The following is a 25,719-nucleotide window of genomic DNA, read 5'->3' as shown; positions in this document are numbered from 1 at the left end:
TCACGCGCCCGGCCGGGCACTGGTGTGGACGGTCGCCGACGCGTGCCGGCCGAAGGCGATGGGGCCGCTGACCGAGCCGCCCGCGCCCACGGACACGGTGTTCATGGTCACGCTGGCCGCCTGCAACCGGTAGGCCCCCGTGTCGACCTCGTGATCCTCCAGGAAGTCGAGGACGGCCTCGGTGAGCCGCTGCTCGATCATCCGGGTGTATTTCGCGACGTCGAGCACCTGGATGTAGGTCTGCAGGTCTTCGCTCGCCCCGAGCTCGCGGACGCTGAAGCGGGCGCCGTAGGGATAGACGATGTGTTTGTGCGGGTCGGGCGTCATCAGGCTCTGGCGCACGGCCTGCACCGCGGTGCGGGCGACCCGCGCGGGGGCGGCCAGCACGTCGCGCAGCAGCCGGAGCTTGAACATCTTGACCGCCTCCCACGCGATCCGCACGCCGGTCATCGTCGGCAGCTGGTCGACCACGTGGTAGGCGCCGAGGGCCGGCGGCAGCACGGTGACGACGAACTGGGTGTAGAGCATCCGCCCCTCGACCGCGAGGTAGATGAAGGCGGACGTCAGCGCCTCCTGGTCTTCCGCCGGGGCGACGAGGTTGCCGCTGGGGTCGCGGATCTCCTGGCCGTCGTTGTTGATGGTGAGCCGCTGGTAGTAGCGCACGCCGCCCTGGGGGTGGCGGATGATGGCCTCGATCTCCTCGGGCGTGACCTCGCATTTCGGCAGGCCGTGCTGGCCGATCATCGGATGCGCCGTCCTGGTGCGGTCACCGTGCCAGTCGCTGACCGTGAAGATGCCCCTGGTCACCACGTGGTCGCCGATGTCGAGGCGCTGGATGCCCTCGTTGGGCCGCAGGACGCGGTCGCGCATGTCCTTGAGGCGCTCGCGGACGAACGCGTGCAGCTCCACCGGGTCGATGTCGACGGGGTCGTTGCGCCGCCTGCTCACGTGGTCGTGGCGGACGCGGTCGAGCTCGACGGCGATCGACCAGCTGCGCTCGATGGACCCGGCGCCCATGAACGCGTCCTCGTTGGCGTACATCGTCACGTTGCCCCACTGGGCCCTGCGGATGTAGTCGAGGCGGCGGGCCGTCTTGGGGTGGGTGACCCCGGTGACCGGCTCGGGCGTGCCCGGCCTGAGCGTGCCGGCGAGCGTGAGGTAGATCGCCACGCGGTAGACCACGACGATGGCGAGCGTGGCGGCCGGGATGAACAGGATCTCGACCAGCGTGCTCCCGCCTCCGCCGGATGAGGACTCCGGCTCGTACGCGCTGGAGTAGGTCGAGCCGGAACCGGTCAGGTCGTCCAGCATCGGGGTCAGGCCGTACATGAAGGGCCACAGGATGAGGAGCGCCCCCGTGAGCAGGATCGTCACGCGCACGCGCAGCGGCGCTCGGCGGACGCCGTCGACGGTGAGCAGGACGAAGGGGACGAGGACGAGCATCCACATGATCGTGGTGAACGGGGTGAGCAGGAGGCCGGCGGCGAACAGCAGGGTGATCATCCCGTCGCGGACGGTGAGGATCGCGCGGGCGCGGCGGCAGTGGTGGAGCACCGGCATGAGGTCGAACCCGCCGTAGGAGGGCGGGATCGCACGATAGGGGTCGAACAGCAACTCGTCGAGCACCCGGTCGCGGAAGCCGTTGTCGAGATAGGCGGCGGCGCAGAGATAGCGCGTGGCGTTGCTGACGGGCGGCGGGCCCGATGACGAATCCGCGGTGCGCCGGAATTGCGCGGACGAGCTGTCTACTGCCATGTGTTCCGCCCTTCCTTTTACGTTCGGAACCGACCCTAGGGGAGCTTGTTCAAATAGTCTCGGCGTCAGCAAAGCGCGCGCAAAAAGGTGTAGGACAAATGCAGCATTTCGCCGGAATTGATGAAATATGCGGGAGGACGCGTTGACCCACGACCCCGGCTCCAGCCGCCTGTGCGGACGATGCGGGTCCGACGTCGGCGGCCTGCTCCAGTGCCCGCGCTGCCGGGCCCGGCTCTCCTCCCCCGCTACACCCTCGCCGGGCACGCACCGCCCCGGGCCTTACCGTCCGCGGCGGCGGGCACCGCTCTGGCGGCGGATGCCCCTGCTCACCGGCCTGGCCGCCGCAGGTCTGGTGGCCGCCGTGAGCTGGTGGGCCGTCGCCGGCCGCGCCCCGGCGCCCGCCGAGACCGCCGGCGCGGGACAGACCGGGGCGTCCGAGCCCGCGGGCGACGCGCTCCCGCCGGCCGCCGGCGAGACTCCCTCCGCCTGGCCGCCGCCCGACCTCACCCCCTCGCCGGGCGCGGCGGCGGAGCAGCAGGCCGGAGCCGTGAACGACCTGCTGTCCAGCAGCAGCTCCGCACGTACCAGCCTCTCCGAGGCGATCGAGCGCGCGCGGAGGTGCGAGCGGCGCGGGCGCGACACCATCCAGGACATCACCGACCGCCGGCGCGGGCAGCTCACCGACGCCCGCGCGCTGGATGTGACGGCGCTCGAGGGCGGCACGGAGCTCAAGGACGCCCTCGTCGACGCGCTCAGCGCCTCGTACGAAGCCGACGCGGCGTTCCTCGCCTGGGCGCGGCGGCAGAGCGGCGGAAATTGTACGGGCTCCACCGCCGGCGACCGCGACTTCCGCCGCGGCATCGACAGATCCGAAGACGCACAGGCGGCGAAAGTCCGCTTTTCCGAAATGTGGCGCTCAATAGCGACGAAATACGATTTGACCGCCTGGAAGCCGGACCACATCTGACATATCGATATTCGCAGCGCGGTGCCGCTGTGTTACAGCTGGCTCACGAGCGCGGTGCGGCCGTCGAGCACGCGGTCCTCGACGTCGTCGAGCGCCAGGCGTACGGCGCCGAGCACCACTCCCTCGTCGCCGAGCGCCGACATACGCACCTCGGGCGTGCGGATGCACCAGCGGTCGAGCTCGCGCCTGAGCGGCTCGATGAGCACGTCGGCCGAGCGCGAGAAGCCACCGCCGACCACGACCATCTGCGGATCGAGCGCCAGCACCAGCGCGGAGGCGCCGAGCGCCAGGTCCTTGACGTAGCGGCGGACGGCCGCGGCGGCGGCCTTGTCGCCGGCCCGCGCGGCGGCGAACACGTCGCCCGCCTCGCCGCTCGCGGCGCTCAGATGTTCCTGCGCCCGGATCCACCCGAGCACCGGCAGCGCGCCGATCTCGCCCGAGGCGTTGGCGAAGCCCCTGTGCAGCTTCCCGTCGATGACCAGGCCCGTGCCGGTGCGGAGCCCGGCCAGCAGGAACACCATGTCCTTGGCGTAGCGGGCCACGCCGCGCCAGCACTCGGCGAGCGCGGCGAGCTTGCTGTCGTTCTCCACCAGCACGGGGCCGGGGGCCAGCCCGCGCACGTGCGCGGCCAGGTCGACGCCGGTCCACTCGGGCAGCGCCTCCGAGAGCAGCACCCGGCCCGCGCCGTCGACCAGGCCGGTCGTGCCGACGCCCGAGGCCCACACGTCGCCACCGGCCAGGCCCGCCCCTTCCAGGCATTCCGCCGCGGCCCGGTCAACCGCCTCCAGCCGCTCGACCCGTCCCATCTCGGGCGTGACGGGCACGCGGGCGCTGTGCAGCACGGCGCCGTCCAGGTCGGCGACGACCGCGCGGATCTTGTGGCCGCCGATGTCGAGGCCGAGCGCCCGCCCCGCCTCGGCCCGGAAGCGGTAGCGCCTGGCCGGGCGGCCCACACCCCCCGCGGTGGCGCCCGCCTCGGCGACCCAGCCCTTGTTCAGCAGCTCGCGGACGACGTCCTCGGTGGACGCGCGCGACAGGCCCGTGCGCTTGGCGACCTCGGTGAGCGTGAGCGACGGCCCGCCCTGCAGCGTCTTGATCACGGCGAGCGCGTTGAGCTGCCTGAGCCGCGACAGGTCACCACCGCTCAGTTCGCCGGCCATCGGTCCCCCTTGCTGTCAGCTTTCCCAGACCGAATAATGATGCTTTCCATGATATTTCTCCCATGCTGAGGTGACTCTAGCCGTCGTCGGCGGCGGCCTGCGAGGGCTGACCTACGCGCGCCGCTCGCACGTCACGGGCGCCGGGCGGGTGGTGACGCTGGCGGACCTCGGTTACCACATTCTCCTGGAGAAGCCGATGGCCACGAGCGAGCCGGAGGCGGCCAGGATCGCCGACGCGGCCCGGCGCAACGGCATCCTGCTCGCCGTCTGCCACGTGCTGCGGTACACGCCGTACACGCGCCTGGTGAAGGAGCTGGTGGACGAGGGCAGGATCGGGCGACTCGTCAGCGTCCAGCACCTGGAGCCCGTGGGCTGGTGGCACCAGGCGCACTCGTTCGTCCGCGGTCACTGGCGGCGGCAGGACACCTCGGCGCCGATGTTGCTGGCCAAGGCGTGCCACGACATCGACTGGCTGGTGCACCTCTTCGAAAGGCAGCCCGCGCGGGTCTCGTCGTTCGGCTCCCTGTCGCACTTCCACGCCGGCGACCGGCCCGCAGGGGCTGCCGACCGGTGCCTCGACTGCCCGGTGGAGCCGTCGTGCCCGTACTCGGCGCCCCGGCTCTACCTGGGCTGCCTTGGCGATCCGTCGAGCGAGTTCTGGCCGCTGTCGGCCGTCACCCCAGGCCGCACCGAGGAGGACGTGCTGGAGGCGCTGCGCACCGGCCCGTACGGACGCTGCGTGTACGCGTGCGACAACGACGTCGTGGACCACCAGGAGGTCGTGATGGAGTTCGGCGACGGGGCGACGTGCTCGTTCACGATGAGCGCGTTCACCCCCATGGAGCACCGGCGCACGCGGCTGTTCGGCACCCACGGATACGTCGACGGCGACGGCGGCGTGCTGCGCGTGGTCGACTTCCGTACGGGCGCCGAGGAGCTCGTCGCCGCCGGCGGCGCGGAGGGGCCGTCGGCGGGCGACGGGCACGGGGGCGGCGACGAGGGGCTCACCGACGCCTTCCTCGCCGCCGTGGCCACGGGTGACGCCACCCTGCTCCGGTCGGACGCGGCCGAGAGCCTGATGACGCACCGCGTGGTGTGGACCGCGGAGCAGGCCCGCCTCACGGGCACGGTCGTGACCCTCCAGGGATCCTGACGCTCAGCCCCAGATCTCCTGGGCGGTCTCCACGATCAGGGCGAGCTTGGCGAACTGCTGGTCGGCCGTGAGCTGGTTGCCCTCGACGGTGGAGGAGAACCCGCACTGCGGCGACAGGCAGAGCTGGTCGAGGTCGACGAACTTCGCGGCCTCGTCGATGCGCCGCTTGAGCGTGTCCTTCGACTCCAGCTCGCCCGACTTGGTGGTGACGAGCCCGAGCACCACCATCTTGCCCGGCGGCACGAACCGCAGCGGCTCGAACCCGCCCGACCGCTCGTCGTCGTACTCCAGGAAGAACCCGTCCACCTTCAGCTCGCCGAACAGCGCCTCGGCGACGAAGTCGTATCCTCCTTCCGCCGCCCAGGAGGAACGGAAGTTGCCGCGGCACATGTGCGTCGTGATCGTCATGCCGTCGGGCTTGCCGGCGAGCGCGGCGTTGATCTGCCGGATGTAGCGCAGGTGCATGTGGTCGGCGTCGTCGCCGCGCGAGGCCAGCTCCGCCCGCTGGGCCGGGTCGTTGAGGTAGGCCAGGCTGGTGTCGTCGAACTGCAGGTAGGTGCAGCCCAGAGCGCCGATCCTGCGCACCTGCTCGGCGTAGGCGGCGCTGAGGTCCCGCCAGAACTCCTCCACGTCGGGATAGACCGCGGGGTCGATGGCCGCGGGCCCGCCCCGGTAGTGGACCATGCTGGGCGAGGGGATGGTCAGCTTGGGCACGACGCCGGCGCCGCGGACGGCGAGCGTGTCGCGCAGGAAGGCGAAGTCGTCGGCGAAGACGGGCTCGTTCAGCTTGATCCGGTCGTGGACGCGCAGCGCCGCCGGGGTGAACTCGATGTCGCCCTGCTCGTTGTGGAAGCGAACCGTGATGTGCTCGTCGGAGGCCTGGCCGATGCCGCCGAGCTGGTAGATGAAGTCCATGTGCCAGGAGGCCCGCCTGAACTCACCGTCGGTCGCGCTCCGCAGCCCGGTCTCCTCCTGGCGGCGTACCACCTCTCTGATGGCCTCGTCCTCGGCCTCGCGCAGCGCGTCGCCGGTGAGGCTCTCGCGGGCGCGGAGCAGCGCGGGCGGGCGCAGGAGGCTGCCGACGTGGTCGGCGCGGAACGGGGGTGTGGTGCGCACTGCTGATCATCTCCTCGGATGGAGGCCGTGGTCGGGGCCCCCGTAGAGCGTGCGGAGCGGTGCTTTGAGCAGCTTGCCCGCCGCGTTCTTGGGCAGTTCGGCAACGATTTCCAGATATTTCGGGATCTTGAAGCGGGCCAGCCGCCCGTCCAGGTGCGCCAGCAGCTCGGCGGGGTCCGCCTTCGCGCCCGGCCGCGTCACGACCAGGGCCTTGCCGACCTCCCCCCACCTGTCGTCGGGCACGCCGATCACCGCGCACTCGGCGACCGCCTCGTGACCGTGAAGGACGCTCTCCACCTCGGCGGGGTAGACGTTCTCGCCGCCGGAGATGATGACGTCCTTGAGCCGGTCGGAGATGCGTACGTAGCCGTCCTCGTCGGCGACGCCGACGTCTCCTGAGCGGAACCAGCCGTCGGGCGAGAGCACCTTCGCGCTCTCCTCCGGCCGCCCCCAGTAGCCGGGCATCACGTTCGGGCCCTGGACGTACACCTCGCCCGGCTCGCCCGGCGCCGCCGTGGAGCCGTCGGGCGCGACCAGGCGGACGTCCGAGAAGAAACACGGCACCCCGGCCGTGCCCGCCTTGGCGATCGAGTGCTCGGTCCCCAGGAAGAGGGCGCCGGGCGCCGTCTCGGTCATCCCGTAACCCTGCAGGAACGTCAGCCCCCGCTCCTGGTAGGTCCTGATCAGCGGCTCGGGCACCGGCGCGCCGCCGCACAGCAGGTGGCGCAGGCTCGACAGGTCGGCCCTCGCCCAGCGCGGCGAGCTCGCGAGGAAGCCGAACATCGACGGCACCCCGAACATCACCGTGACCCGCTCCGACTCGATCAGGTTGAACGTGCGCTCCACGTCGAACGACGGCTCCAGGATCGCCCTGCCGCCCTTGAGCAGGGTCGGGATCAGCGTCTGCGCCAGCGCCGCGATGTGGAACATGGGGGCGCTGACCAGCGTCACCTCGTCGTGCGCGAGCGGCACGTCGACGAGCAGGTTGACGGTGTTCCACGTGAGGTTGCCGTGGGTGAGCATGGCGCCCTTGGGGCGGCCGGTCGTGCCCGACGTGTACATGATCAGGCACACGTCGTCCTGTCCCACGGGCTCGTCGACGGGTTCGGCCGACCCGCTCCGCAGGAACTCCTCGTACGTGTCCGGCCGGACGTGCCCGCCGGGGAGGTCCGCGCCGTCCTGCCCCTCGCCCAGCACGACGATCCGGGCGCCGGCGTCCTCGATGATGTAGCGCAGCTCCGGCGTGGCCAGCCGGGTGTTGAGCGGGACGAACACCGCGCCGAGCAGCCCGGCGGCGAAGAACGTCTCCACCATCGAGGGCTGGTTGGCCCCCAGGAAGGCCACCCGGTCGCCGCGCCCCACGTCGAGACCGGCCAGTGCCGAAGCCAGCCGGTACGAACGATCGCGCAGGTCACGATAGGTGTGGTCGCGCCCGCGGTAGCTCAGCGCCACCCGCTCGGGCGTCATGCGCGCCCTGCGTGCCGGCCACGAGCCTGTCCCCTGATTCCGCATCGGCACTCCTTGACGCTCAAGCCCTCAAGCTAGGCCAGATCGCGATCGCTGTCACCGTTCTGCCCAACTTTCGTCGGCGACCGTGTCGAGGAGCCCGTCCGCGACCGCCACCGCCTCGGGCCTGAACCGCTCGTGCAGCGAGTGGCAGACCCGCTGGGCCTTCTCCGCGGGCCAGTCGGTCGGCAGGTAGCGCAGCGGTAGCCGCGGATCGGCCCTGATGATCTGCAGCCAGCCGGTGAGCAGCATCAGGGAGCGGGCGAGGTCGTCGGGCGCCTCCGGCGCGGGATCGGCCCGGTCCCAGCGGCTCAGGAACTCCCGGTAACGATCGCCCAGGCCCTCCAGGTCGTACGCCTCGCGTACCAGGGTGTGCATGTCGGTCGGGCGCCTCGGCTCGGCGCGGAAGACCTTCACGTTCGCGCCGAGATCCTCGACCACCTGGGCGGGATCCACCTCGCCGGGCGCGATCCAGAGCCCGTTCTGCAGCGGCCCGAACCCGGCCCAGATCAGCCGCGAGCGCAGCTCGTGCCGCTGCCGCTGCCACGACTCGGGCAGCGAGAAGCCGATCAGCGTCCAGCGGTCGTCGCCCGCGTCGTTGACCACGCCGCTGTGCCAGATGCGCCGCTCGCCGTCCCTGAGCACCTCGGCGCTGGTCGGGGTGAGGCCGAAGTACATGCGGCGGCCCGCGCGGCGCCGGCGCAGCAGGCCGCGGCGGACCATCCGGGTCAGCGTCGAGCGCGTGGCCTCCTCCGAGATCCCCACCCTGGCGAACGCCTCGATGAAACTTCTCGACGCGACGCAGACCCCGCGACCGTATACGTGATCTCCAAGAAAGGTGAGAATCACCGATTGAGGCCGCATGGCAGCCCTCCTCAGATATTCGGCAATCTATTGACAGCCGTAATGTACCTGCCTACATTCAGGCCACACGCGACGGCTCCCTAGAGACCGAGCCGCCTCACGCAGTTGGCACGGAGGTCCTGATGCGCAGGTTGCTCCCGTCCCTGGCCGTCCTCGTGCTCGCCGTCGCCGCGTGCGGCGGCAGCGGCGGCGGCGGTGACGGACCAGGCGCGCAAGATCCGATCAAGGTGGGCCTCATCGTCTCCCTGACCGGCAACTACACCCCGCTCGGCAGCGAGGACAAGAAGGCCGTCGAGCTGGCGGTCGAGCAGGTCAACGCGCAGGGCGGGCTGCTCGGCCGCACCGTCGAGCTGGTCACCCGGGACGACAAGACCGCGCCCGACCAGGGCATCGTGGCCTACAACCAGATCAAGGGCGAGATCGACGCCCTGATCGGCCCGGTGTTCTCCAACTCGGCGCTCGCGATCGAGCCGCTCGCGCAGCGCGACAAGATGCCGTACCTGTCGCTGGCGCCCACCCAGGAGCAGGTCGAGCCGATCAAGCCGTACATCTTCGTCACCCCGGCCCTGTCCAGCATGTACGCCGAGCGCTACCTGCAGTACATCCAGGCCGAGGGCATCAAGACGGTAGCCGTCGCCTGGGACTCCAAGAGCGCCTATTCGGTCTCGGGACACGAGGCGATGGTCGAGCTCGCCCCCAAGTACGGCGTGACGATCGCCGTCGACGAGTCGTACGAGACCACGACCTCCGACTTCAGTCCGCTGTTCCAGCACGTGCGCGACTCGAAGGCCGAGGCGCTCGTCTTCTGGGGCTCGGGCGCGCCCGGCGTGACCGCCGCCAAGCAGTACGTGGCCTCCGGGCTCAAGACGCCGCTGTTCCTCACCGCTTCGCAGGCCAGCAAGCTGTGGCTGGAGCCGATGGGCGACGCCGCGGAGGGCATGACCGTGCAGAGCGCCATCGGCGTGGTCGGCGAGCACCTGCCCGACGGCAAGCAGAAACAGGTCATCGAGCAGATGGCCACGCCGTACGAGCAGAAGCACGGTTACCCGCCGCCGCAGTTCGCGCAGGACGGATACAGCGCGAGCCTGCTGCTGTTCGAGGCGGTGAGGAAGGCGAACAGCACCGACAAGACCAAGATCCAGCAGGCTTTGGAGACCATGGACCTGATCACGCCGAACGGCCGTTTCCAGTACTCCCCCACCGATCACTCCGGGCTCTCCCCCGACTTCATCTCGGTCAACACGGTGAAGAACGGCCAGTTCGTCCCCACCGAATGGGCCAAGGACGAGCTCGCCAAGACCGTCGCCGCGGCGGGGTAGCGCGTGCTGGAGGTCACCGGGGTGTCCCGATCCTTCGGGGGCGTCTACGCCGTCCGCGACGTCTCGCTGAGCGTCGCGGACGGCGAAGTCTGCGGCGTCATCGGCCCGAACGGAGCCGGCAAGTCCACGCTGTTCAACCTGATCACCGGCCATCTGGCGGCCGAGCACGGCCGCATCTCGTTCCTCGGGCACCGCGTCGACCGGCTCGCGGCGCACCGGCGGGCCAGGCTCGGCATGTCCATCGTCTTCCAGGCCGCCCGGGTCTTCCGCGGCATGACGGTCAGGGAGAACGTCATGGTGGGGCTGCACGGGCGCACCCGGGCGGGGTTCGTCTCGGCCGCGCTGCGGCTGCCGCGGCACCGGCGCGACGAGCTGGAGATCGCCGCCGAGGCCTCGCACGCCCTCGAACGCGTGGGCCTGGCCGAATGGGCCGACCGCCCCGCCGACCTGCTGCCCATCGGCCAGCAGCGGGCGCTGCAACTCGCCCGCGCCCTGTGCGCCGAACCGAAGCTGCTGCTGCTCGACGAGCCCGCGTCCGGCCTGCGCGGCAACGAGCGCGAACGCCTCGCGGCGCTGATCGAGGAACTGCGGGCGAGCGGCCTGACCATCCTGCTCATCGAGCACGACGTGGCCTTCGTGACCCGGCTCGCCGACCGCGTCGTGGTGCTCGACCTCGGGCAGGTCATCGCCGAAGGCACCCCCGCCGAGGTGCGGGCCGACCCGCTGGTGCTCGCCGCCTACCTCGGACAGGCCTCATGATCGACGTCAAGGACCTGGTGGTCTCGTACGGCACCGCGACCGCGCTCGAACACCTCACCCTCACCGTGCGGCGCGGCGAGATGGTCGCCCTGCTCGGCCCGAACGGCGCCGGCAAGTCGACGCTCGCCAACACCCTCGCCGGCCTGCTCAAACCCTCCTCCGGCACCGTGGAGGCCGGCGGCCGGGTCGCGCTCATCCCCGAGGGCCGCCAGCTCTTCCCCGACCTGACCGTGGCCGACAACCTCGCGCTCGGCGGCTGGCGCTCCGGGCAGCGCGACCCGTCCCTCGTCTACGGCCTGCTGCCCCGGCTCGCCGAGCTCGCCGGCCGGCGGGCGGGCGTGCTGTCCGGCGGAGAGCAGCAGATGGTGGCCTTCGGGCGGGCCATGATGTCGCGGCCCGACGTGCTCGTCGTGGACGAGCTCTCCCTGGGCCTGGCCCCCAACGTGACCGCCGACCTGGCCGCGCACCTCGCCGCGCTCAACACCGAGCAGGGGCTGACCGTGCTGCTCATCGAGCAGAACGCGCGGCTGGCGTTCGAGCTGTGCCGGCGGGCGTACGTGCTGGAGTCGGGGCGGCTGGTGACCGAGGGCGAGTGCGCGGTGCTGGCCGACGACCCGCGCGTGGCCAGCGCGTACCTGGGAGGGGCCATCACATGAGCGCACCCGGAAAGGCGGTCACATGAGAACGCGCCGGGAGGCGGCCGCATGAGCGCCTTCCTCACCTATCTCCTGAACGGCCTGGCGGTCGGGTGCGCGATCGCGCTCATCGGCAGCGGCCTGGTCGCCATCCACCGGGTCACCGGTGTGGTCAACTTCGCGCAGGGCACGTTCGCCGTCGTCGCGGGGCTGTGCACGTCCTCGCTGCTCGGGCTCGGGTTCCCGCACGGACTGAGCGAGCTGGCCGCCGTGCTGGCCGCGGCGGTCGCGGGCCTGCTGACCGGGCTGGCCGCCATCGGCAAGCGCGGCACCACGCCGCTGTCGGCGCTCATCGTCACGCTGGGCGTCGGCGTGCTCGCCTACGCCGTCGAGATCATCCTGTGGGGCGACCAGCCCCGCTCGGCGCCCGGCCTGGCCGGCTCCGTGACCCTGGCGGGCGCGCGCATCCAGACCCAGCACCTGCTCGTCATCGGCGTGACCGCCGCCACGTTCGTGCTGCTCGCGCTCTTCTTTGGCCGCACCTACCTGGGCAAGGCGCTGACGGCCTGCGCCTCCAACCCGTACGCGGCCCGCGTGGTCGGCATCGACGTCAGGAAGATGGGGCTGCTGGCCTTCGCGCTCGGCGGGCTGCTCGGCGGCATCGCCGGGGTGCTGGTGACGCCGCTGCGGCCCATCTCGTTCGACACCGACGTCACGCTCATCGTGAACGGCTTCGCCGCCGCCGTCTTCGGCGCGCTCACCCGGCCCGTCATCACGCTCATCGGCGCGCTGGTGCTCGGCGTGGCCGAGACCATGGCCGCCGGCTACGGCTACGGCTCCCACCAGCTGGAGGTGGCGCTGGGGCTCATGCTCGTCGTCATGATCGTCCAAGCCAGCCGCCGCTCGGCCATCTCCCTGGAGTCCACATGATCAGGCTGCCGCTGAGAACCGGTGCCGGGCTCCTGATCGCCGCCGTCACGCTCGCCCTCCCCGCGGTGCTCGACGACAGCGCGCTGGCCGTGTACATCCTGCTCGGCCTGGCCGCCATGGTCACGGTCGGGGTGTCGCTGCTCATGGGGTACGCCGGGCAGGTCTCGCTCGGCCAGGGCGCCTTCTACGCCATCGGCGCCTACACCGCCGCCCTGCTCGCCCTGAACGGCGTGCCACCCCTCGCGGGGCTCGTCGCCGCACCCGTGGTCGCCGCGCTGTCGGCGCTCGTGATCGGCACGCCGCTGCTGCGGCTGCGCGGACACCATCTGGCCTTCGCGACGCTGGCCATGCAGCTCATCCTGCTCTCGCTGGCCGGCCAGCTCGAGTTCACCGGCGGCGACATCGGGTTGCAGGCCATCCCGCCGTTCTCCGTCGGGTCGTTCGAGGCGGCGGACGCGGCCACGTACGCGTACCTGACCTGGGCGGGGGTGGCCCTGGTGATGCTCGTGACGCACAACGTCATCACCTCGCGGCCGGGCCGCGCCCTGCGCGCCCTGGCCACCAGCGAGACCGCGGCCGCCTCCTCGGGGATCCCGGTCGGGCGCTACAAGCTGGTCGTGTTCGCGCTGTCGGCGGCCTTCGCCGGGCTGGCGGGCGGCATCTACTGCTTCTACACCGGCTACGTGGCGCCGGGATCGTTCCCCGTGCTCATCTCCATCCAGTACATCGTCATGGCCGTCGTCGGCGGGCTCGGCACGATCTGGGGCGCCGTCGTCGGAGCGAGCGCGATCACGCTGCTCCTGCAGGTGCTGAACACCCTGGGCGCGCTGCCCGGCATGCCGACGTACGCGCCGAGCGTGCTCTCGTACGCTGTCTACGCCCTCGTCCTCATCGTGGTCGTCCTGTTCCTCCCCCAGGGCCTCCTGCCCGCCGTCGCCGGCCGGCTGCAGGGGAAGCGGCGAAGCACTCCCGTGGAGAGCCGCTGACGCGCGCCGGGCCGGCCGTCGGTAGGGTGGCCCGCGACACGTCGAGGAAGGGTGTGACATGCCGCACGAGTGGCCGGAGTGCCTGCCGGTGGGGGCGGTCCGCTTCGCCCGGCCGACAGCCCGCTTCGAGGACTGCCTGGTCTTCTACCGGGACGTGCTCCAGCTCCCGGTGATCGCCTCGTGGCGGGGGCACACCGGTTACGACGGAGCCGTCTTCGGACTGCCCGGGACACCCGTCCACCTCGAGCTCACGCAGCACGGCGAGACACCCGAGATCCCGGCCCCGTCCACGGAGAACCAGCTGGTGCTCTACCTGTCCGGCCACGAGGCGGTGGCGGCCGTCGTCGAGCGGCTGGCCGGCCTGGGGCACCGGCCCGCGCCGCTGGACAACCCCTACTGGGCCGAGCGGGGCGCCGTCGCGTACGCCGACCCTGACGGGTGGATGGTCGTGTTCGCGCCATGGATCTTCGGCCAGGACCCCGTGCCCACCATCGCCTGAGGCTTTCTCTCCCGTCGCCCCCGGGCGACACTGGACGACATGTCCAATATCGCACCCGTTCCCGTGTTGCGCGGTCGCGGCGAGGAGGAACGTGCCCTGCTCCGGTTACTGGACGGCGCCCGCTCGGGTTCCGGCGGGGCGTTGCTGCTGGTGGGAGCGCCGGGAATGGGCAAGACGGCGCTGCTCGACCTGGCCGCCGCGCACGCCGCCCGCGACTTCCGCGTGCTGCGGGTCGCGGGCGTCGAGCCGGAGTCGCGCCTCCCGTACGCGGGGCTGCACGGTCTGTTGCGCCCGGTCGCCGCGCACGCCGCGGCGCTGCCGCAGGCGCAAGGGCGAGCCCTGGCGGAGGCCATGGAGTCCGGGACGCAGGCCGGGCTCGCCCTGCCCGCCGCCGTCCTCGGCCTGCTGTCGGCGGTGGCGACCCGGCGGCCGGTCCTGGCCTGCGTGGACGACGCGCATCTGGTGGACCCGGCCAGCCGGGAGGTGCTCGCCTTCGTGGCGAGGCGGGTGTCGCACGAGCCGGTGGCGCTGCTGTTCACCACGAGAGCGGAGGGGATGGACGGCGTGCCGGTCCGCGTGCTGGGCGGGCTGGACGAGGTGGCCGTGCGGGAGCTGGCCGACGACCTGGCGCCCGGCAGGATCGCCGGCGACCTGCTGGCGGCGCTCGACCAGATCGCCCGCGGCAACCCCCTCGCGCTGGCTGAGCTGATCGGCGGCCTCACCCCGGACCACTGCGCGGGCCTGGCCGTCCCGCCCACCGCGCTCCCCCGTGGCGGGCGGCTGTGGCACGAGCACGCGGGCCGGCTCGCCGCCCTGCCCGAGGACACCCGGCGGCTCCTGCTGCTGATCGCCGCCGATCCCGGCCTGGACGTGGCGACCCTGATCCGCGCCGCCCGCCCCGGCTGCGCGCTCACCTCGCTGGAACCTGCCGAACGCGCGGGCCTCCTGCACACGGCAGGTGACCGTTACGACTTCGACGATCCGGCGGTACGCGCGGTCGCCTACCACAGTGCTCCGCTCGCCCGCCGCCGCCACGCCCACCGCGTACTGGCGACGCTGCTGGAGGAGCAGCACGCGGAGACTCCCGAAGTCCGGCTGCGGGGGACCTGGCACCGGGCCTGCACGCTCGACGAACCGGCAGGACGGGACACGGAACGGCTGGCCGGCGAGTTGGCCGCGGCGGCGCTGGAGGCCCGGCCACCAGGTGACGGCCGTCCCTGCGGGCCGGAGCCGTACCTCGCGCTCGAACGCGCCGCCGAGCTCACCGGGCACGGTCCGGCCAAGGCCGAGCGGCTGGCCGCCGCCGCCAGGCACGCGTGGATCGCGGGACGGCCCCAGGTCGCCCGCGCGCTGCTGGCCAGGCTCCGCTCGCTCACCGCGCCCGACGAGGTACGCGGCCGCGTACAGCTCCTGCACGGCAGCCTGGAACTGCTGCGCGGCGAGACCGGAAGCGCCCGCGAGGAACTGCTGGCCGCCGCGGCCCGCCTGCTGACCAGCCACCGCACGCTGGGCGTGCGCGCGCTCGTCAGGGCCGCCGACGCCAGCTACCGGGCGGGCGACAACCGGGCGTTCATCGCGATCGCCCGCCAGGCCGCCGCGCTGCGCCGCCCCGACGACGCCGCCCCGGCCCAGCTCATGTTCGAGTATCTGGCGGGCATGGCCTCCACGTTCAGCGGCTCGCACCAGGAGGCCGCAGGGCCGCTGCGGCGGGTGGTCGAGCTGGCCGGCTCCGTCCGCGATCCGGCGGTGCTCGTGTGGGCGTGCGTGGCGAGCCTGCTGCTCGGCGAGGACGCCACCGCGCACCGCCTGTCGGCCCGCGCGGTCGAGGCCGCCCGGGTGCGCGGCGCCGCCTCCGCCGTGCCGCAGCTGCTCGAGTACATGATCTATCCGGAGATCTGGATGGGCAGGTACGCCTCCGTCGCGACGACCGCGGCCGAGGGGCTGCGTCTCGCCCAGGACACCGGCCAGCTCAACACGGCGGCCCAGCACCTGGCCTGGCTGGCGATGACGGCGGCCGTCGAAGGCGACAGGGAGACCTGCCGGGTGCGTGCCGACGCCGCGATCGAGCTGGCCGACGCCCACGAGCTGGGCATCGCGGGCGCCATCGGCACCTGGGCGCTGGCCTGCCTCGATCTGGCCGCCGGCCGCCCCGCCGGCGCCGCCGCCCGGCTGCGCGCCGATCGGCGTAACAACCACGTCGTGATCCGCGTCATGGCCACGCCGCACTTCATCGAGGCGTCCGCGCGCACCGGCGACCGCGAACGGGCCGCCGCCGCGCTGCGCGTACTCGAACGCTGGGTCGGCAGCACCCGCAGCCCCGACCTGCGCGCGCTCGTGGCCCGCTGCCGGGCGCTGCTCGCCGCGCCCGGCGAGGCGGACGAGCTGTTCCGCGAGGCGCTCGACCTGCACGGGCAGGGAGTGTGCGAGTTCGAGTCGGCACGCACCCGCCTGCTGTACGGCAGCGCGCTGCGCCGCGACCGCCGCCCGGGCGCCGCCAGGAACCACCTGCACGCGGCGCTGGAGACGTTCGAACGCCACGGCGCCCGCCTGTGGACGGAACAGGCCAGGACCGAGCTGCGCGCGTCCGGCGACCCGGTACGCCTCACCCGGCCGGACACCACGCGGCAGCTCACGGCGCAGCAGTTGCGGATCGCGCGCATGGTCGCCGAGGGCGCCACCAACAAGGAGGTGGCCGAGCGGCTCTTCCTGAGCAGGCGCACCGTCGAGCACCACCTCAGGAACATCTTCGACCGGCTCGGCGTCCGCTCCCGCGTCGAACTGGTACGCCTCATGTCCTGATCGGAGACCGGTGATTTCACCGATGCACGGCTGACTCCGCATCCGAACAATGGCGACAGACAGCAGTCACCCCCACTTCGAGCAGGGAGTAAGACGACGTGCAGCTCACCACCCCCCACCGCGGCGCGCGAACGTTGACCAAGCTCGCCCTCACCCTCGCACTCCTCGCCGGCGGCCTCGCCGCCGCTCCCGCCGCCCAGGCGGCCAGCCCGTACGAGCGCGGCCCGGACCCCACGGACGCCTTGCTCGAGGCGAGCCGCGGCCCGTTCTCGACGTCCCAGCGGAGCGTCTCCTCGCTGGTCGGCGGCTTCGGCGGCGGAGAGATCTACTACCCGGACGACACCAGCCAGGGCACGTTCGGGGCGATCGCCATCTCGCCCGGCTACACCGCCAGGTGGTCGAGCCTCGACTGGCTCGGCCCGAGGATCGCCTCGCACGGCTTCGTGGTGATCGGCATCGAGACCAACACCATCTACGACCAGCCCGCCAGTCGGGGCCGCCAGCTCCTCGCGGCCCTCGACTACCTGGTGGAGGACAGCCCGTCGACGGTCCGCGGCCGCATCGACCCGTCCAGGCTGGCCGTGGCCGGCCACTCGATGGGCGGCGGCGGCTCGCTGGAGGCCGCCGACGACCGGTCCTCGCTCCAGGCGGCCGTGCCGATCGCGCCGTGGAACCTGACGAAGAGCTGGTCGGGCGTGCGTGTCCCCACCATGATCATCGGCGGGGAGAGCGACAGCATCGCCCCCGTCTCCAGCCACTCCGAGCGCTTCTACGAGAGCATCCCGTCCTCGTCGGAGAAGGCGTACCTGGAGCTCAACGGCGCGAGCCACTTCTTCCCGCAGATTCCCGACACCACGATGGCCAAGTCGATGGTGGCCTGGCTCAAGCGGTTCGTCGACGACGACACCCGCTACGAGCAGTTCCTGTGCCCGCCGCCCAGCGGGCCCGCCATCGAGGAGTACCGCGACACCTGCCCCAGCTCCTGACCCCTCGCCCGGTGGCGGCCGCCTTCATCTGGGCGGCCGCCACCGGCGTGGTTGGACCCCGTCCGTGGGGGTTTCAGCCGCGGGCTGGTATGCGAAAGACCTGACGGCTGTGCCAGCTGATCTGGTCCTGTTCGACCGCGTCCAGGCCGGGCTGGGATCTCTGGCAGGGCGGCCGGCAAGAGCGAGCACCATGTCCCGGGAAGACCCGGCCAGGTCGGGCCATGTCCTTCCTTGCCCCCTGGGCTCGCCTGGAAACACCGAGGAAACAGCTCAAGGCCAAACATGTCGCCATTGAGGGGGACGCGCGGGAGCCGACCGATTCTCCTCGAATTTCAGCGGGACCACCCGATCGAAAGGACCATGAATGCGATACCGACTCACCTCTCTGGGGGCCGCCGTAGCCGTTGCCGGCTCGGTGATCGCCTGCGCCCCGGCGGCGGCATCCGCGCAAGCCGGCGCGGGCGCCCTGGCCGCCCCGCCCAGGCAGTGCGAGCCCCTGAAGAACGGAACTGTCTGCATCACTTTGCTCCAAAGCCCGCAGCGCATCAGGGTCACCTACAACAAGACGGGCGGATCGCCCGTCACCGCACGCGTCGGATACAGGAGCAATCAAACAAGCACCGTCAAATGGGACTCCACGTGGTACACCGTGTTCGCGGGGCAGAGTATGACCAGGACCTGGAACGTCAGTTATCCGTGCGACCGTAAATGGATCGGGGCACTCCAGATCAACGACGGGAGGACCTTCGAGACGGCGGGGGCCGACTGCTGAAGCGGTCAGGCGGGGAGCTTGGCGCGGCGGGGGCGCCGCCGGATCCGGCCGGTACGGGCCGCCCGCCGCAGCAGCACGATCGTGGGCGCCAGGCAGACCAGCAGGGCGAGCAGGCTGGCCTCGGGCCCGAAGGCGCCGCCGGTCAGCGCGGACGGGCCGGAGAGCGTGACGTTCAGCAGGCCGTGGGGTGGCATGTCCGATCCGGAGATCATGACACCGAAGACCCCGGCGTGGGTGAAGTTCCAGGCGAAGTGCAGGCCGATGGGCAGCCACAGCGAGCGGGTGGCGATGTAGGCGGCTGCCGTCATGGCCCCGCCCGTCAGGGCGATCGCGAGCGCGCCCCACAGCGTGGCGTTGACGTTGACCAGGTGTGTCGCACCGAACAGCAGCGTGGATACGACCAGGGCGATCACGCTGCCGACACGTTCCTCCATGATGCGGAACAGGACCCCGCGGAACAGGAGTTCCTCGGCGACGGCGACGCTCGCCATCATGCCCGCGCCGCCGAGGAAGCCGCCGAAGGAACCCCAGGACACGCCCTGCCAGCCGCCGAACACCGCGATCAGCGCCATCAGCACGGTGAACAGGCCGGACCCGAGCAGCGTCCCGCGCAGCAGCTGCGACCCTCTGCCCGCCTTCTCGAGTTCGGGGACGGTCGGGCGGAGCTCGACGATCCGGCAGAGCCGGCGGTAGCAGGCCAGAGCGGCGACGGCCAGGCCGACCCCCACCGGCAGGGCGAGCACCGGTACGGGCGCGACGAGCTGGTTGATCCCGGCGGTCGCCACCATCACGCCGAACAACGCGACCAGCAGGACGGGAAAGCGGAACGTGCGCAACCGGCGCCGGCCCGTGGAGAGGCCGGCTTGCGAAGGGGGGTTCTCCTGGTGCTCCGTGGATGCCACGACCGCGATCCTCTCGATCAGGTTCCCGCGGCGTTTTCCGCGGTCCCACGGAGGTTAGGGATCTGCGCGGGGCGTTCCATCCCCCTGGGACGAACAATCGCGGTAGCTCTCACGAGGGATGGCGATCTCGCTGCCACGGCCAGGACCGCTGCCGGCGCTCGATGAAGGGCGGCGCGGCCTCATGGGTCGGGCCGGCCGAACACGATCAGGCCGAGGGACGCGAGGGTGAGCAGGCCGAGTTCGGCTCCGGCGAGCACGGAGGTGTCCACACCGCTCACGGGCTCTTCGTCACCGGCCAACCGCGCGTCCACCCCTCCCTCGGGGTCATAGTGCACGCGGACGCGCTGGTTCACCCGCAGGATGAGGTCGGACTTCGTGATCGAAAGAGGGCCCAGGGCGTCGCAGGCCAGCCGGTGGACGTGAATGGCGGAGGCCCCGTTGAAGCCCTCCTCCTCGGTGACGGGGAACGCCGGACAGCAGGCGGCCCTCTACGCCGATATCGCCGGCTGGGCCCGGCTACGGCGTACACACCTCATGACGAGGAACACGGGGAACCTGGCGGCGTCCGGGCGGGTCGCCGCCCACTCCCGGGCGGGCTCGGGCTCGTCCATCTCGTCCAACCACAGGCCGTGGCGGCGCAACGTGTTGAGGTACGTCGACAGCGTGCGGTGGTTGGCGCCCACCTGGCGGCGCAGGGTCGAGCGCTCGCCGTCGGCCCGCCACCAGCCCTCCGCGTGATAGCCGGCGTCGCCCGGCCAGGAGCCGGAGACGCCCTGCCCACCGGGGAAGCATGGGTGCAGGAGGGAGCAGGCGAACACACCTCCGGGCCGGAGCCCGCGGGCGGCGGTCGCGGCCGCGCCCTCGAGGTCGTCGATGTCGGACAGGCCGAACGCGCACACCACGGCGTCGAACGCTCCCACCCCGGAGGGCTCGATCGCGTCGAGCGTGCCGGGCTCGGTCGCGTCGGCGTGGACGTAGCGGATGCCGAGCGGGCTTTCGCGCTCGGCCTCCCGCGCCCTCTCGACCAGCGCCGACGAGAGGTCGACGCCCACGACAGCGGCCCCGCGGCGGGCGAGTGCGCGGCTGGTCCGGCCGTGACCGCAGGCGACGTCCAGCACCCGGCGGCCCGCGAGCGGCCCCAGCAGGTCGAGCAGGCGCACGGACGCGGGGTCGTCGACGTCGTCGGGCCAGCCGGCCGCGTAGAAGCCGGCGACGTCGTCATAGCGGGCGGCCTTCGGCATGACGCCGACCCTACGCGCCGCCGCGGGGCGGGCCGAGAGATGTTCGTCGAGCGCGGAACGGTGTCCCGGCAAAGAATGTGCCACGGCAGCGCATGATTCCGGTGTGCAGCCCCCCGCCGCCTCTGCGGCCGATAGAAAGATCGGCTCCGGGGTCGAGCAGGCACGGCGGTCAACGCGGGGGTAGGAGATGGGCATGGCCCGGGTGGCGGCGGTCATCGCGCTGGCCGCGCTGGGCGGCGGCGCAGCCGCTCCGGCCGTGGCGGGCGGATCAGCGGCGGGCGGATCAGCGGCGGGCGGATCAGGGGTGGGCGGACCGCCCTGGGCGAGCGAACCACCGTCAGCGAGCCTGCGCATCGGGCAGGCCGCCGTTCCCGACCCGCTGGTCATCGGCGGTCAGGCCGTCTACACGGTGACCGTCACGAACGCGGGCGACACAGCCGCCGAGGCCGTGACCATCACCGGCACCCTCGACGAGCACGTGGCCCCCGGCCCTCTCCCCGACGGCTGCGTCCTCAACGGCCGGACCATCACCTGCGGCGGGCCGGCCCTGATGATCCCGGCGGGCCGGAGCGTGACGCGTGCGTTCCCCGTCGTGATCGACCCCGAACTCTCCGACGGCACGGCGCTGTCCAGCCGGGCCGAGGTCTCCGCGTCGGGCGCGCAGGGCGACTCCGCGCAGTTGGTCACCGAGGCCAGGGCCGCCAGGGCCGACGTCACGATCACCAAGGCGGCGACGCTCACCGCCGGCGGCGCCATCGCCTACGCGGTGACGGTCGTCAACGAGGGGCTCACGCCGGCGACCGGCGTGACGGTGCGCCATCCGGGCGGCGGCGCGACGATCGCCGACCGCCCGCCGGAGTGCCCTGGAGGCGGGCCCGCCCTCGTCTGCCCCCTCGGCACGCTCGCGCCGTCGGAGCGCAGGACGTTCATGTTCACCCTCGCGCCCGGCGAGCCCGGTCTGGTCAGGAACTGCGCCACGGTCAGCGCCGACGGCGACGAGGCGAACACCGCGAACAACCGTTCCTGCACCTCCACCGCCGTGGAACCCGTACGGGCGGCCACCACGGACGGGCCCGCCCCCGACGAGCCGGCCCCTGCCGCTCAGCCGTCGAAGGTCGAGGACGCGGAGCCGAGGCCCGAGCCGCGCGCGGCCGCCCCCGGCGAGCGGGCGGGCCGGCACGAGCACCGATCCGCGGCGCACGGCCGGGCGCCGCGCGCGGAAGGGCTCGAAGACCCGCGACCGCTCCCCATGACCGGCGTGTCGATCTGGGTGCTCGGTCTCGGGACGGCGGTGCTGCTGGCGATCGGCCTGCTCGTACGCTATTTCTCCCGCCGCGACCGGGCCAGCGGGATGCCCTGATTCCAGCCGCTGCGCGGCGCCAGCGCGTCGCGCGTCCACGTCCCGAGCACGAGCAGCGTCTTCGTGCCCGTCACGTCGCCGGCCCTGCGCAGCCGGTCGATGACCTGCTGGAGGTGCCCGAGGTCCCGCACCCGTACGTGGATCAGCGCGTCGGGGTCGCCGGCGATCGTGAAGACCTCCTGCACCTCGGGCACGTCGGTGGCCGTGCGGACGATCTCGCTGACCGGGGTGGTGCCGGGGTAGCGCAGCTCGGTGAACGCCTCGATGCCCCATCCGAGCTTGGCGTAGTCGATCTGCACGGTGAACCCGGTGATCACGCCCAGGTCCCTGAGCCGGTCGACGCGCCGCTTGACGGCGGCGACGGACAGGCCGACCCGCTCGGCCATCTCGGAGAACGTCCTGCGCCCGTCCTCCCGTAGCAGGCGCAGCACCTGGTGGTCGATGTCGTCGACGTCGGGCATGCGAGAACCTTCCCCTGGGCGCAAACATCTTCGGACATGAGGCATGCTGACGTACATTGTTTGCGTCTTACGCGTGCTTTCTCATCTCATACTTGCGCATCGTGTGCCGCATTGCTGTGCTGGGGATCCCACGTACGAAGCCAGGAGGTCCGCATGAGCCCCAGCGAGACTCCCGCCCCCGTGTCACTCGACGACAAGTACGCGGCGCTCGACGGCCGGGTGCTCATCTCCGGCGTTCAGGCGCTGGTCCGCCTGACGCTGGAGCAGCGCAGGCTCGACCGGGCGCGCGGGCTGGACACGCGGGCGTTCGTGTCCGGTTACCAAGGGTCCCCGCTGGGCGGTGTGGACCTGGAGATGGGACGGGCGTCGCGGTTCCTGGACGACATGGGCGTGGTGTTCAAGCCGGGCCTGAACGAGGAGCTGGCGGCCACGGCGGTGGCCGGCACGCAGTTGCTGGACCAGGTGCCGGGCCGCCGCCACGAGGGCGTGACGGGCTTCTGGTACGGCAAGAACCCCGGCCTCGACCGGGCCGCCGACGCCATCAGGCACGCCAACACGGCGGGCACGGCCCCGCTCGGCGGCGCGGTGGCCTGGATCGGCGACGACCCCGGCTGCAAGTCGTCCACGCTGCCCAGCACGTGCGAGCCGATGTGCCAGAGCCTGGCCATGCCGCTGCTCGCGCCCGGCTCGATCGCCGAGATCATCGAGTTCGGGCTGCACGCGGTGGCCCTGTCGCGCGCGACCGGGCTCTGGGCCGGGCTGAAGATCGTGGCCGACATCGCCGACGCGTCCGCCACGGTCGACCTCGGCCCGCTGCGCGAGCACATCCCGTTCCCGGACCGCGCCGCCCGCGCGTCGTCCCCGATCCTGCTGGGCGCGGCGGCGCTGGACGCCGAGCACGACCTGCTGACCCGCCGCCTCGACCTGGCCCGCGCCTACGCCCGTACGCACCGCCTGAACCGAGTGATGGCCGGCGAGGGCAACACCGCGCTTGGGATCGTCGCGTCCGGCACGACGTACGCGGTGGTCCTGCGGGCGCTGGCCGACCTGGGCCTCGACCGGTCCGCCCTGGACGACGCCGGGCTGCGGCTGATCCGGCTCGCGATGCCGTTCCCGCTCGACCACGCCGAGCTGGCCGCGATGACGTCCGACCTCGACCGGGTGCTCGTGGTCGAGGACAAGGTGCCGTTCCTGGAGGGGCAGCTCAAGCAGGCCCTGTACGGCCGCGACCGGGTGCCGGCCGTGCTGGGCAGGGAGCTGCTGAGCGCCCGCGGCACCCTGAGCGCCGAGGACGTCGCCAAGGCCCTGGTCGCCTGCCTGGACCCCGGCCGGCTGCCCCGGGCCTCCGTCACCACCGGCCCGGCTGCGAAGAAACCGCGCCCCCTGCTCCCCCTGGTCGCCGCGCGCACGCCGTACTTCTGCTCGGGCTGCCCGCACAACACCTCCACCCGAACCTCCGACGGGACGCTCGTCGGCGTCGGCATCGGCTGCCACGCCATGATCGCGCTGGACGGGCACGGGCGCGGCACCCAGGTCGGCATCACCCAGATGGGCGGCGAGGGCGCCCAGTGGATCGGGCTTGCGCCGTTCACCGAGGACCGGCACTTCGTGCAGAACATCGGCGACGGCACCTTCCACCACTCCGGCTCGCTGGCGATCAGGGCGGCGGTGGCCGCCGGGGTGACGATGACGTACAAGCTGCTCTACAACGACGCCGTCGCCATGACCGGCGGGCAGCGCGCGGAGGGCCGGCTCGACGTGCCCACGCTCACGCGGGAGCTGGCGCTGGAGGGCGTACGCCGCGTCGTGGTCACCACGCCGGAGCCGGAGACGTACCGCGGGGTGCGGCTGGCGCCCATCGCATCCGTACGGCACCGCGACGACCTGCCCGAGGTCGAGAAGGAGCTGGCCGCGCTCGACGGCGTGACCGTGCTCATCCACGACGACCGGTGCGCCGCCGAGGAGCGGCGGCTGCGCAAGCGCGGCAAGCTGCCCACGCCCACCGAGAAGGTCGTGATCAACGAACGGGTCTGCGAGGGCTGCGGCGACTGCGGCGACGTCTCGACCTGCCTGTCCGTGCAGCCGGTCGAGACCGAGTACGGCCGCAAGACCCGCATCCACCAGGCGTCCTGCAACACCGACCTGAGCTGCCTCAAGGGCGACTGCCCGTCGTTCCTGCTGGTCGAGCCGGGCACCAGGCGGCCGCACCAGGCTCCGCCGCCGCCCGCAGAACCGCCGGAGCCCGCCGTCCGGGTGGGCGACGACGTGCTCATCAGGATGCCCGGCATCGGCGGCACCGGCGTCGTCACCGTCTCGCAGATCCTGCAGATGGCGGCGCACCTCGACGGCCTGCACACGGCCGGGCTCGAGCAGACCGGGCTGGCGCAGAAGGGCGGGCCCGTGGTCAGCGACGTGCGGATCTCGCCGCGCCCGCTCGCGGGCTCCGTACGCGCCTCGCACCGCATGGCCGACGTGCTCATCGGGTTCGACCTGCTCGGCGCGGCGGCCGACGCCAACCTCGCCGTGGCCGCGCCCGAACGCACCATCGCCGTGCTGAACACCTCCGTCGTGCCCACCGCCGCCATGGTGACCGGCCGCGCGCCGGTGCCTGGACACGCCGGCGCGGTCGCCCGCGTCGAGCCTGCCGTCAAGGCCGTCGAGTGCGTGGCCGCCCACGAGCTGGCCGACGTCCTGTTCGGCGACCACATGCCGGCCAACCTGCTGCTGCTCGGCGCCGCCTACCAGCTCGGCTGCCTGCCGGTCTCGGCCGCGTCCATCGAGCGGGCCATCACCCTCAACAGGGCCTCCGTCGAGCAGAACCTCGCCGCCTTCCGCTGGGGCCGCACCGCCGTGTCCGACCCCGCCGCGGTGCGCGAGATCACGGCGCCCGCGCCCGTGCCGGAAGGATTCGACGAGGTGGTGGCCGCGCGCGCCGCCGACCTGACCGGCTACCAGAACGCGACGTACGCCCGCACGTACGCCCAGGACGTGCGCCGGGTGCGCGCCGCCGCGGTCCAGCGCGCCGGCAAGCAGGCGGGCACCGAGATCGCCCTCGCCTACGCCCGCGGCCTGCACAAGCTCATGGCCTACAAGGACGAGTACGAGGTCGCCCGCCTCCACCTCGACCCGGCCGAGCAGGAGCGGCGCGAGCGCGAGTTCGGCGCCGACGCGGCCGTGTCCGTGCTGCTGCACCCGCCGCTGCTGCGCGCGATGGGCATGAAGCGCAAGATCAGGCTGCGCCGCTCGGCCCCCGTGCTGTTCCGCGGGCTGCGGGCCGCGCGGGTGCTGCGCGGGACGGCGCTCGACGTGTTCGGCCAGGCCGAGGTACGCCGCGTCGAACGCGCGCTCGTCACCGAATATCGTGATCTGGTGCGCGCCGCCCTGTCCCGGCTCACCCCCGGCACGGCCGCCGCCGTCACCGAGATCGCGGGCCTGCCCGACCTGATCCGCGGGTACGAGGACATCAAGCTCGCCCGGGTCGCCGACTTCCGCGAGCGCGCCAGGACCGCCCTGGCGCGGCTGGACGAGCCCGCCCCGACCCAGGAGTGA

General features: G+C 72.4%; 22 protein-coding genes and 1 pseudogene. 13 read left to right on the top strand and 10 right to left on the bottom strand.

From position 1 onward, the window contains the following. Nucleotides 1–1,755: a hypothetical protein gene (locus ACTWPV_RS02825; protein WP_443150457.1), complete on the bottom strand. Its 1,755-nt coding sequence runs from the start codon at nucleotides 1,753–1,755 to the stop codon at nucleotides 1–3. Between the two features lie 316 nt (nucleotides 1,756–2,071). Between ACTWPV_RS02825 and ACTWPV_RS02820 the strand changes: the two genes are divergently transcribed. Continuing rightward, nucleotides 2,072–2,722, top strand: a complete 651-nt coding sequence (locus tag ACTWPV_RS02820; protein WP_443150456.1) for a hypothetical protein — start codon at nucleotides 2,072–2,074, stop codon at nucleotides 2,720–2,722. A 32-nt stretch (nucleotides 2,723–2,754) separates the two neighbouring features. On the opposite strand, the gene ACTWPV_RS02815 is transcribed toward ACTWPV_RS02820, so the two are convergent. Next, nucleotides 2,755–3,882 (bottom strand): ROK family transcriptional regulator, encoded by a 1,128-nt coding sequence (locus ACTWPV_RS02815; protein WP_443150455.1) that lies wholly within the window; start codon nucleotides 3,880–3,882, stop codon nucleotides 2,755–2,757. Nucleotides 3,883–3,952: 70 nt separating this feature from the next. On the opposite strand from ACTWPV_RS02815, the gene ACTWPV_RS02810 reads away from it, so the two are divergent. After that, a complete protein-coding gene (locus tag ACTWPV_RS02810) occupies nucleotides 3,953–5,035 on the top strand; it encodes a Gfo/Idh/MocA family protein (protein WP_443150454.1) in 1,083 nt (360 codons plus the stop codon). A gap of 3 nt (nucleotides 5,036–5,038) precedes the next feature. Here the strand turns inward: ACTWPV_RS02810 and ACTWPV_RS02805 are convergent, their stop codons facing one another. The 3 genes from ACTWPV_RS02805 to ACTWPV_RS02795 are packed head-to-tail and all read right to left on the bottom strand — an operon-like array spanning nucleotide 5,039 to nucleotide 8,521. Next, entirely contained in the window at nucleotides 5,039–6,151 is a 1,113-nt protein-coding gene (locus ACTWPV_RS02805) for a 5-methyltetrahydropteroyltriglutamate--homocysteine S-methyltransferase (protein WP_443150453.1), read from the bottom strand. Between the two features lie 6 nt (nucleotides 6,152–6,157). Beyond that, nucleotides 6,158–7,663 carry an acyl-CoA synthetase gene (locus ACTWPV_RS02800; RefSeq protein ID WP_443150452.1) on the bottom strand — a complete coding sequence of 502 codons (1,506 nt, stop codon included), beginning with the start codon at nucleotides 7,661–7,663 and terminating at the stop codon, nucleotides 6,158–6,160. Nucleotides 7,664–7,714: 51 nt separating this feature from the next. Continuing rightward, nucleotides 7,715–8,521 (bottom strand): PaaX family transcriptional regulator, encoded by an 807-nt coding sequence (locus ACTWPV_RS02795; RefSeq protein ID WP_347641909.1) that lies wholly within the window; start codon nucleotides 8,519–8,521, stop codon nucleotides 7,715–7,717. Nucleotides 8,522–8,643: 122 nt separating this feature from the next. Here ACTWPV_RS02795 and ACTWPV_RS02790 point away from each other — a divergent pair, with 122 nt between their 5' ends. From ACTWPV_RS02790 to ACTWPV_RS02755, 8 genes are all read left to right on the top strand, one after another. Further along, nucleotides 8,644–9,840, top strand: coding sequence for an ABC transporter substrate-binding protein (locus ACTWPV_RS02790; RefSeq protein WP_347641908.1), 1,197 nt, complete (start codon nucleotides 8,644–8,646; stop codon nucleotides 9,838–9,840). 3 nt (nucleotides 9,841–9,843) lie between these two features. Then, the gene (locus tag ACTWPV_RS02785; protein WP_347641907.1) at nucleotides 9,844–10,599 is read left to right on the top strand and encodes an ABC transporter ATP-binding protein; all 756 of its coding nucleotides are present in this window, start codon (nucleotides 9,844–9,846) and stop codon (nucleotides 10,597–10,599) included. After that, nucleotides 10,596–11,255, top strand: coding sequence for an ABC transporter ATP-binding protein (locus ACTWPV_RS02780; RefSeq protein WP_347641906.1), 660 nt, complete (start codon nucleotides 10,596–10,598; stop codon nucleotides 11,253–11,255). The genes ACTWPV_RS02785 and ACTWPV_RS02780 overlap by 4 nt, the downstream gene beginning before the upstream one ends. Nucleotides 11,256–11,303: 48 nt before the next feature. Continuing rightward, nucleotides 11,304–12,164, top strand: a complete 861-nt coding sequence (locus ACTWPV_RS02775; RefSeq protein ID WP_347641905.1) for a branched-chain amino acid ABC transporter permease — start codon at nucleotides 11,304–11,306, stop codon at nucleotides 12,162–12,164. Further along, entirely contained in the window at nucleotides 12,161–13,150 is a 990-nt protein-coding gene (locus tag ACTWPV_RS02770) for a branched-chain amino acid ABC transporter permease (RefSeq protein ID WP_347641904.1), read from the top strand. Before ACTWPV_RS02775 ends, ACTWPV_RS02770 begins: the two co-directional genes overlap by 4 nt. Before the next feature lie 58 nt (nucleotides 13,151–13,208). Beyond that, a complete protein-coding gene (locus tag ACTWPV_RS02765) occupies nucleotides 13,209–13,649 on the top strand; it encodes a VOC family protein (protein WP_443150451.1) in 441 nt (146 codons plus the stop codon). Between the two features lie 39 nt (nucleotides 13,650–13,688). Beyond that, nucleotides 13,689–16,448, top strand: coding sequence for an AAA family ATPase (locus tag ACTWPV_RS02760; RefSeq protein WP_443150450.1), 2,760 nt, complete (start codon nucleotides 13,689–13,691; stop codon nucleotides 16,446–16,448). 98 nt (nucleotides 16,449–16,546) lie between these two features. Continuing rightward, entirely contained in the window at nucleotides 16,547–17,434 is an 888-nt protein-coding gene (locus ACTWPV_RS02755; protein ID WP_443150449.1) for an alpha/beta hydrolase family protein, read from the top strand. 73 nt (nucleotides 17,435–17,507) lie between these two features. On the opposite strand, the pseudogene ACTWPV_RS02750 reads toward ACTWPV_RS02755, so the two are convergent. Then, a pseudogene (locus ACTWPV_RS02750) lies at nucleotides 17,508–17,638 on the bottom strand (phosphorothioated DNA-binding restriction endonuclease); the annotation flags it as partial. A 160-nt stretch (nucleotides 17,639–17,798) separates the two neighbouring features. Here ACTWPV_RS02750 and ACTWPV_RS02745 point away from each other — a divergent pair. Beyond that, nucleotides 17,799–18,206 carry a hypothetical protein gene (locus ACTWPV_RS02745; protein ID WP_443150448.1) on the top strand — a complete coding sequence of 136 codons (408 nt, stop codon included), beginning with the start codon at nucleotides 17,799–17,801 and terminating at the stop codon, nucleotides 18,204–18,206. 5 nt (nucleotides 18,207–18,211) lie between these two features. Here the strand turns inward: ACTWPV_RS02745 and ACTWPV_RS02740 are convergent, their stop codons facing one another. The 3 genes from ACTWPV_RS02740 to ACTWPV_RS02730 all read right to left on the bottom strand — a co-directional run bounded on the left by ACTWPV_RS02740 (nucleotide 18,212) and on the right by ACTWPV_RS02730 (nucleotide 20,349). After that, a complete protein-coding gene (locus ACTWPV_RS02740) occupies nucleotides 18,212–19,108 on the bottom strand; it encodes a lysostaphin resistance A-like protein (RefSeq protein ID WP_443150447.1) in 897 nt (298 codons plus the stop codon). Between the two features lie 179 nt (nucleotides 19,109–19,287). Further along, nucleotides 19,288–19,461, bottom strand: a complete 174-nt coding sequence (locus tag ACTWPV_RS02735) for a hypothetical protein (RefSeq protein WP_443150446.1) — start codon at nucleotides 19,459–19,461, stop codon at nucleotides 19,288–19,290. 135 nt (nucleotides 19,462–19,596) lie between these two features. Then, a complete protein-coding gene (locus ACTWPV_RS02730) occupies nucleotides 19,597–20,349 on the bottom strand; it encodes a class I SAM-dependent methyltransferase (RefSeq protein ID WP_443150445.1) in 753 nt (250 codons plus the stop codon). Nucleotides 20,350–20,542: 193 nt separating this feature from the next. On the opposite strand from ACTWPV_RS02730, the gene ACTWPV_RS02725 reads away from it, so the two are divergent. Continuing rightward, nucleotides 20,543–21,709 carry a hypothetical protein gene (locus ACTWPV_RS02725; protein ID WP_443150444.1) on the top strand — a complete coding sequence of 389 codons (1,167 nt, stop codon included), beginning with the start codon at nucleotides 20,543–20,545 and terminating at the stop codon, nucleotides 21,707–21,709. Here the strand turns inward: ACTWPV_RS02725 and ACTWPV_RS02720 are convergent. Continuing rightward, nucleotides 21,670–22,170 carry an Lrp/AsnC family transcriptional regulator gene (locus ACTWPV_RS02720; protein ID WP_132508840.1) on the bottom strand — a complete coding sequence of 167 codons (501 nt, stop codon included), beginning with the start codon at nucleotides 22,168–22,170 and terminating at the stop codon, nucleotides 21,670–21,672. The genes ACTWPV_RS02725 and ACTWPV_RS02720 overlap by 40 nt on opposite strands. Before the next feature lie 153 nt (nucleotides 22,171–22,323). Here ACTWPV_RS02720 and ACTWPV_RS02715 point away from each other — a divergent pair, with 153 nt between their 5' ends. Beyond that, on the top strand, nucleotides 22,324–25,719 hold the full coding sequence (locus ACTWPV_RS02715) for an indolepyruvate ferredoxin oxidoreductase family protein (protein ID WP_443150443.1): 3,396 nt from the start codon (nucleotides 22,324–22,326) through the stop codon (nucleotides 25,717–25,719).

This window comes from Nonomuraea sp. KM88 (genome assembly GCF_052245635.1).
Lineage (GTDB): Bacteria > Actinomycetota > Actinomycetes > Streptosporangiales > Streptosporangiaceae > Nonomuraea.
This window is presented reverse-complemented; position numbering and strand designations above follow the sequence as displayed.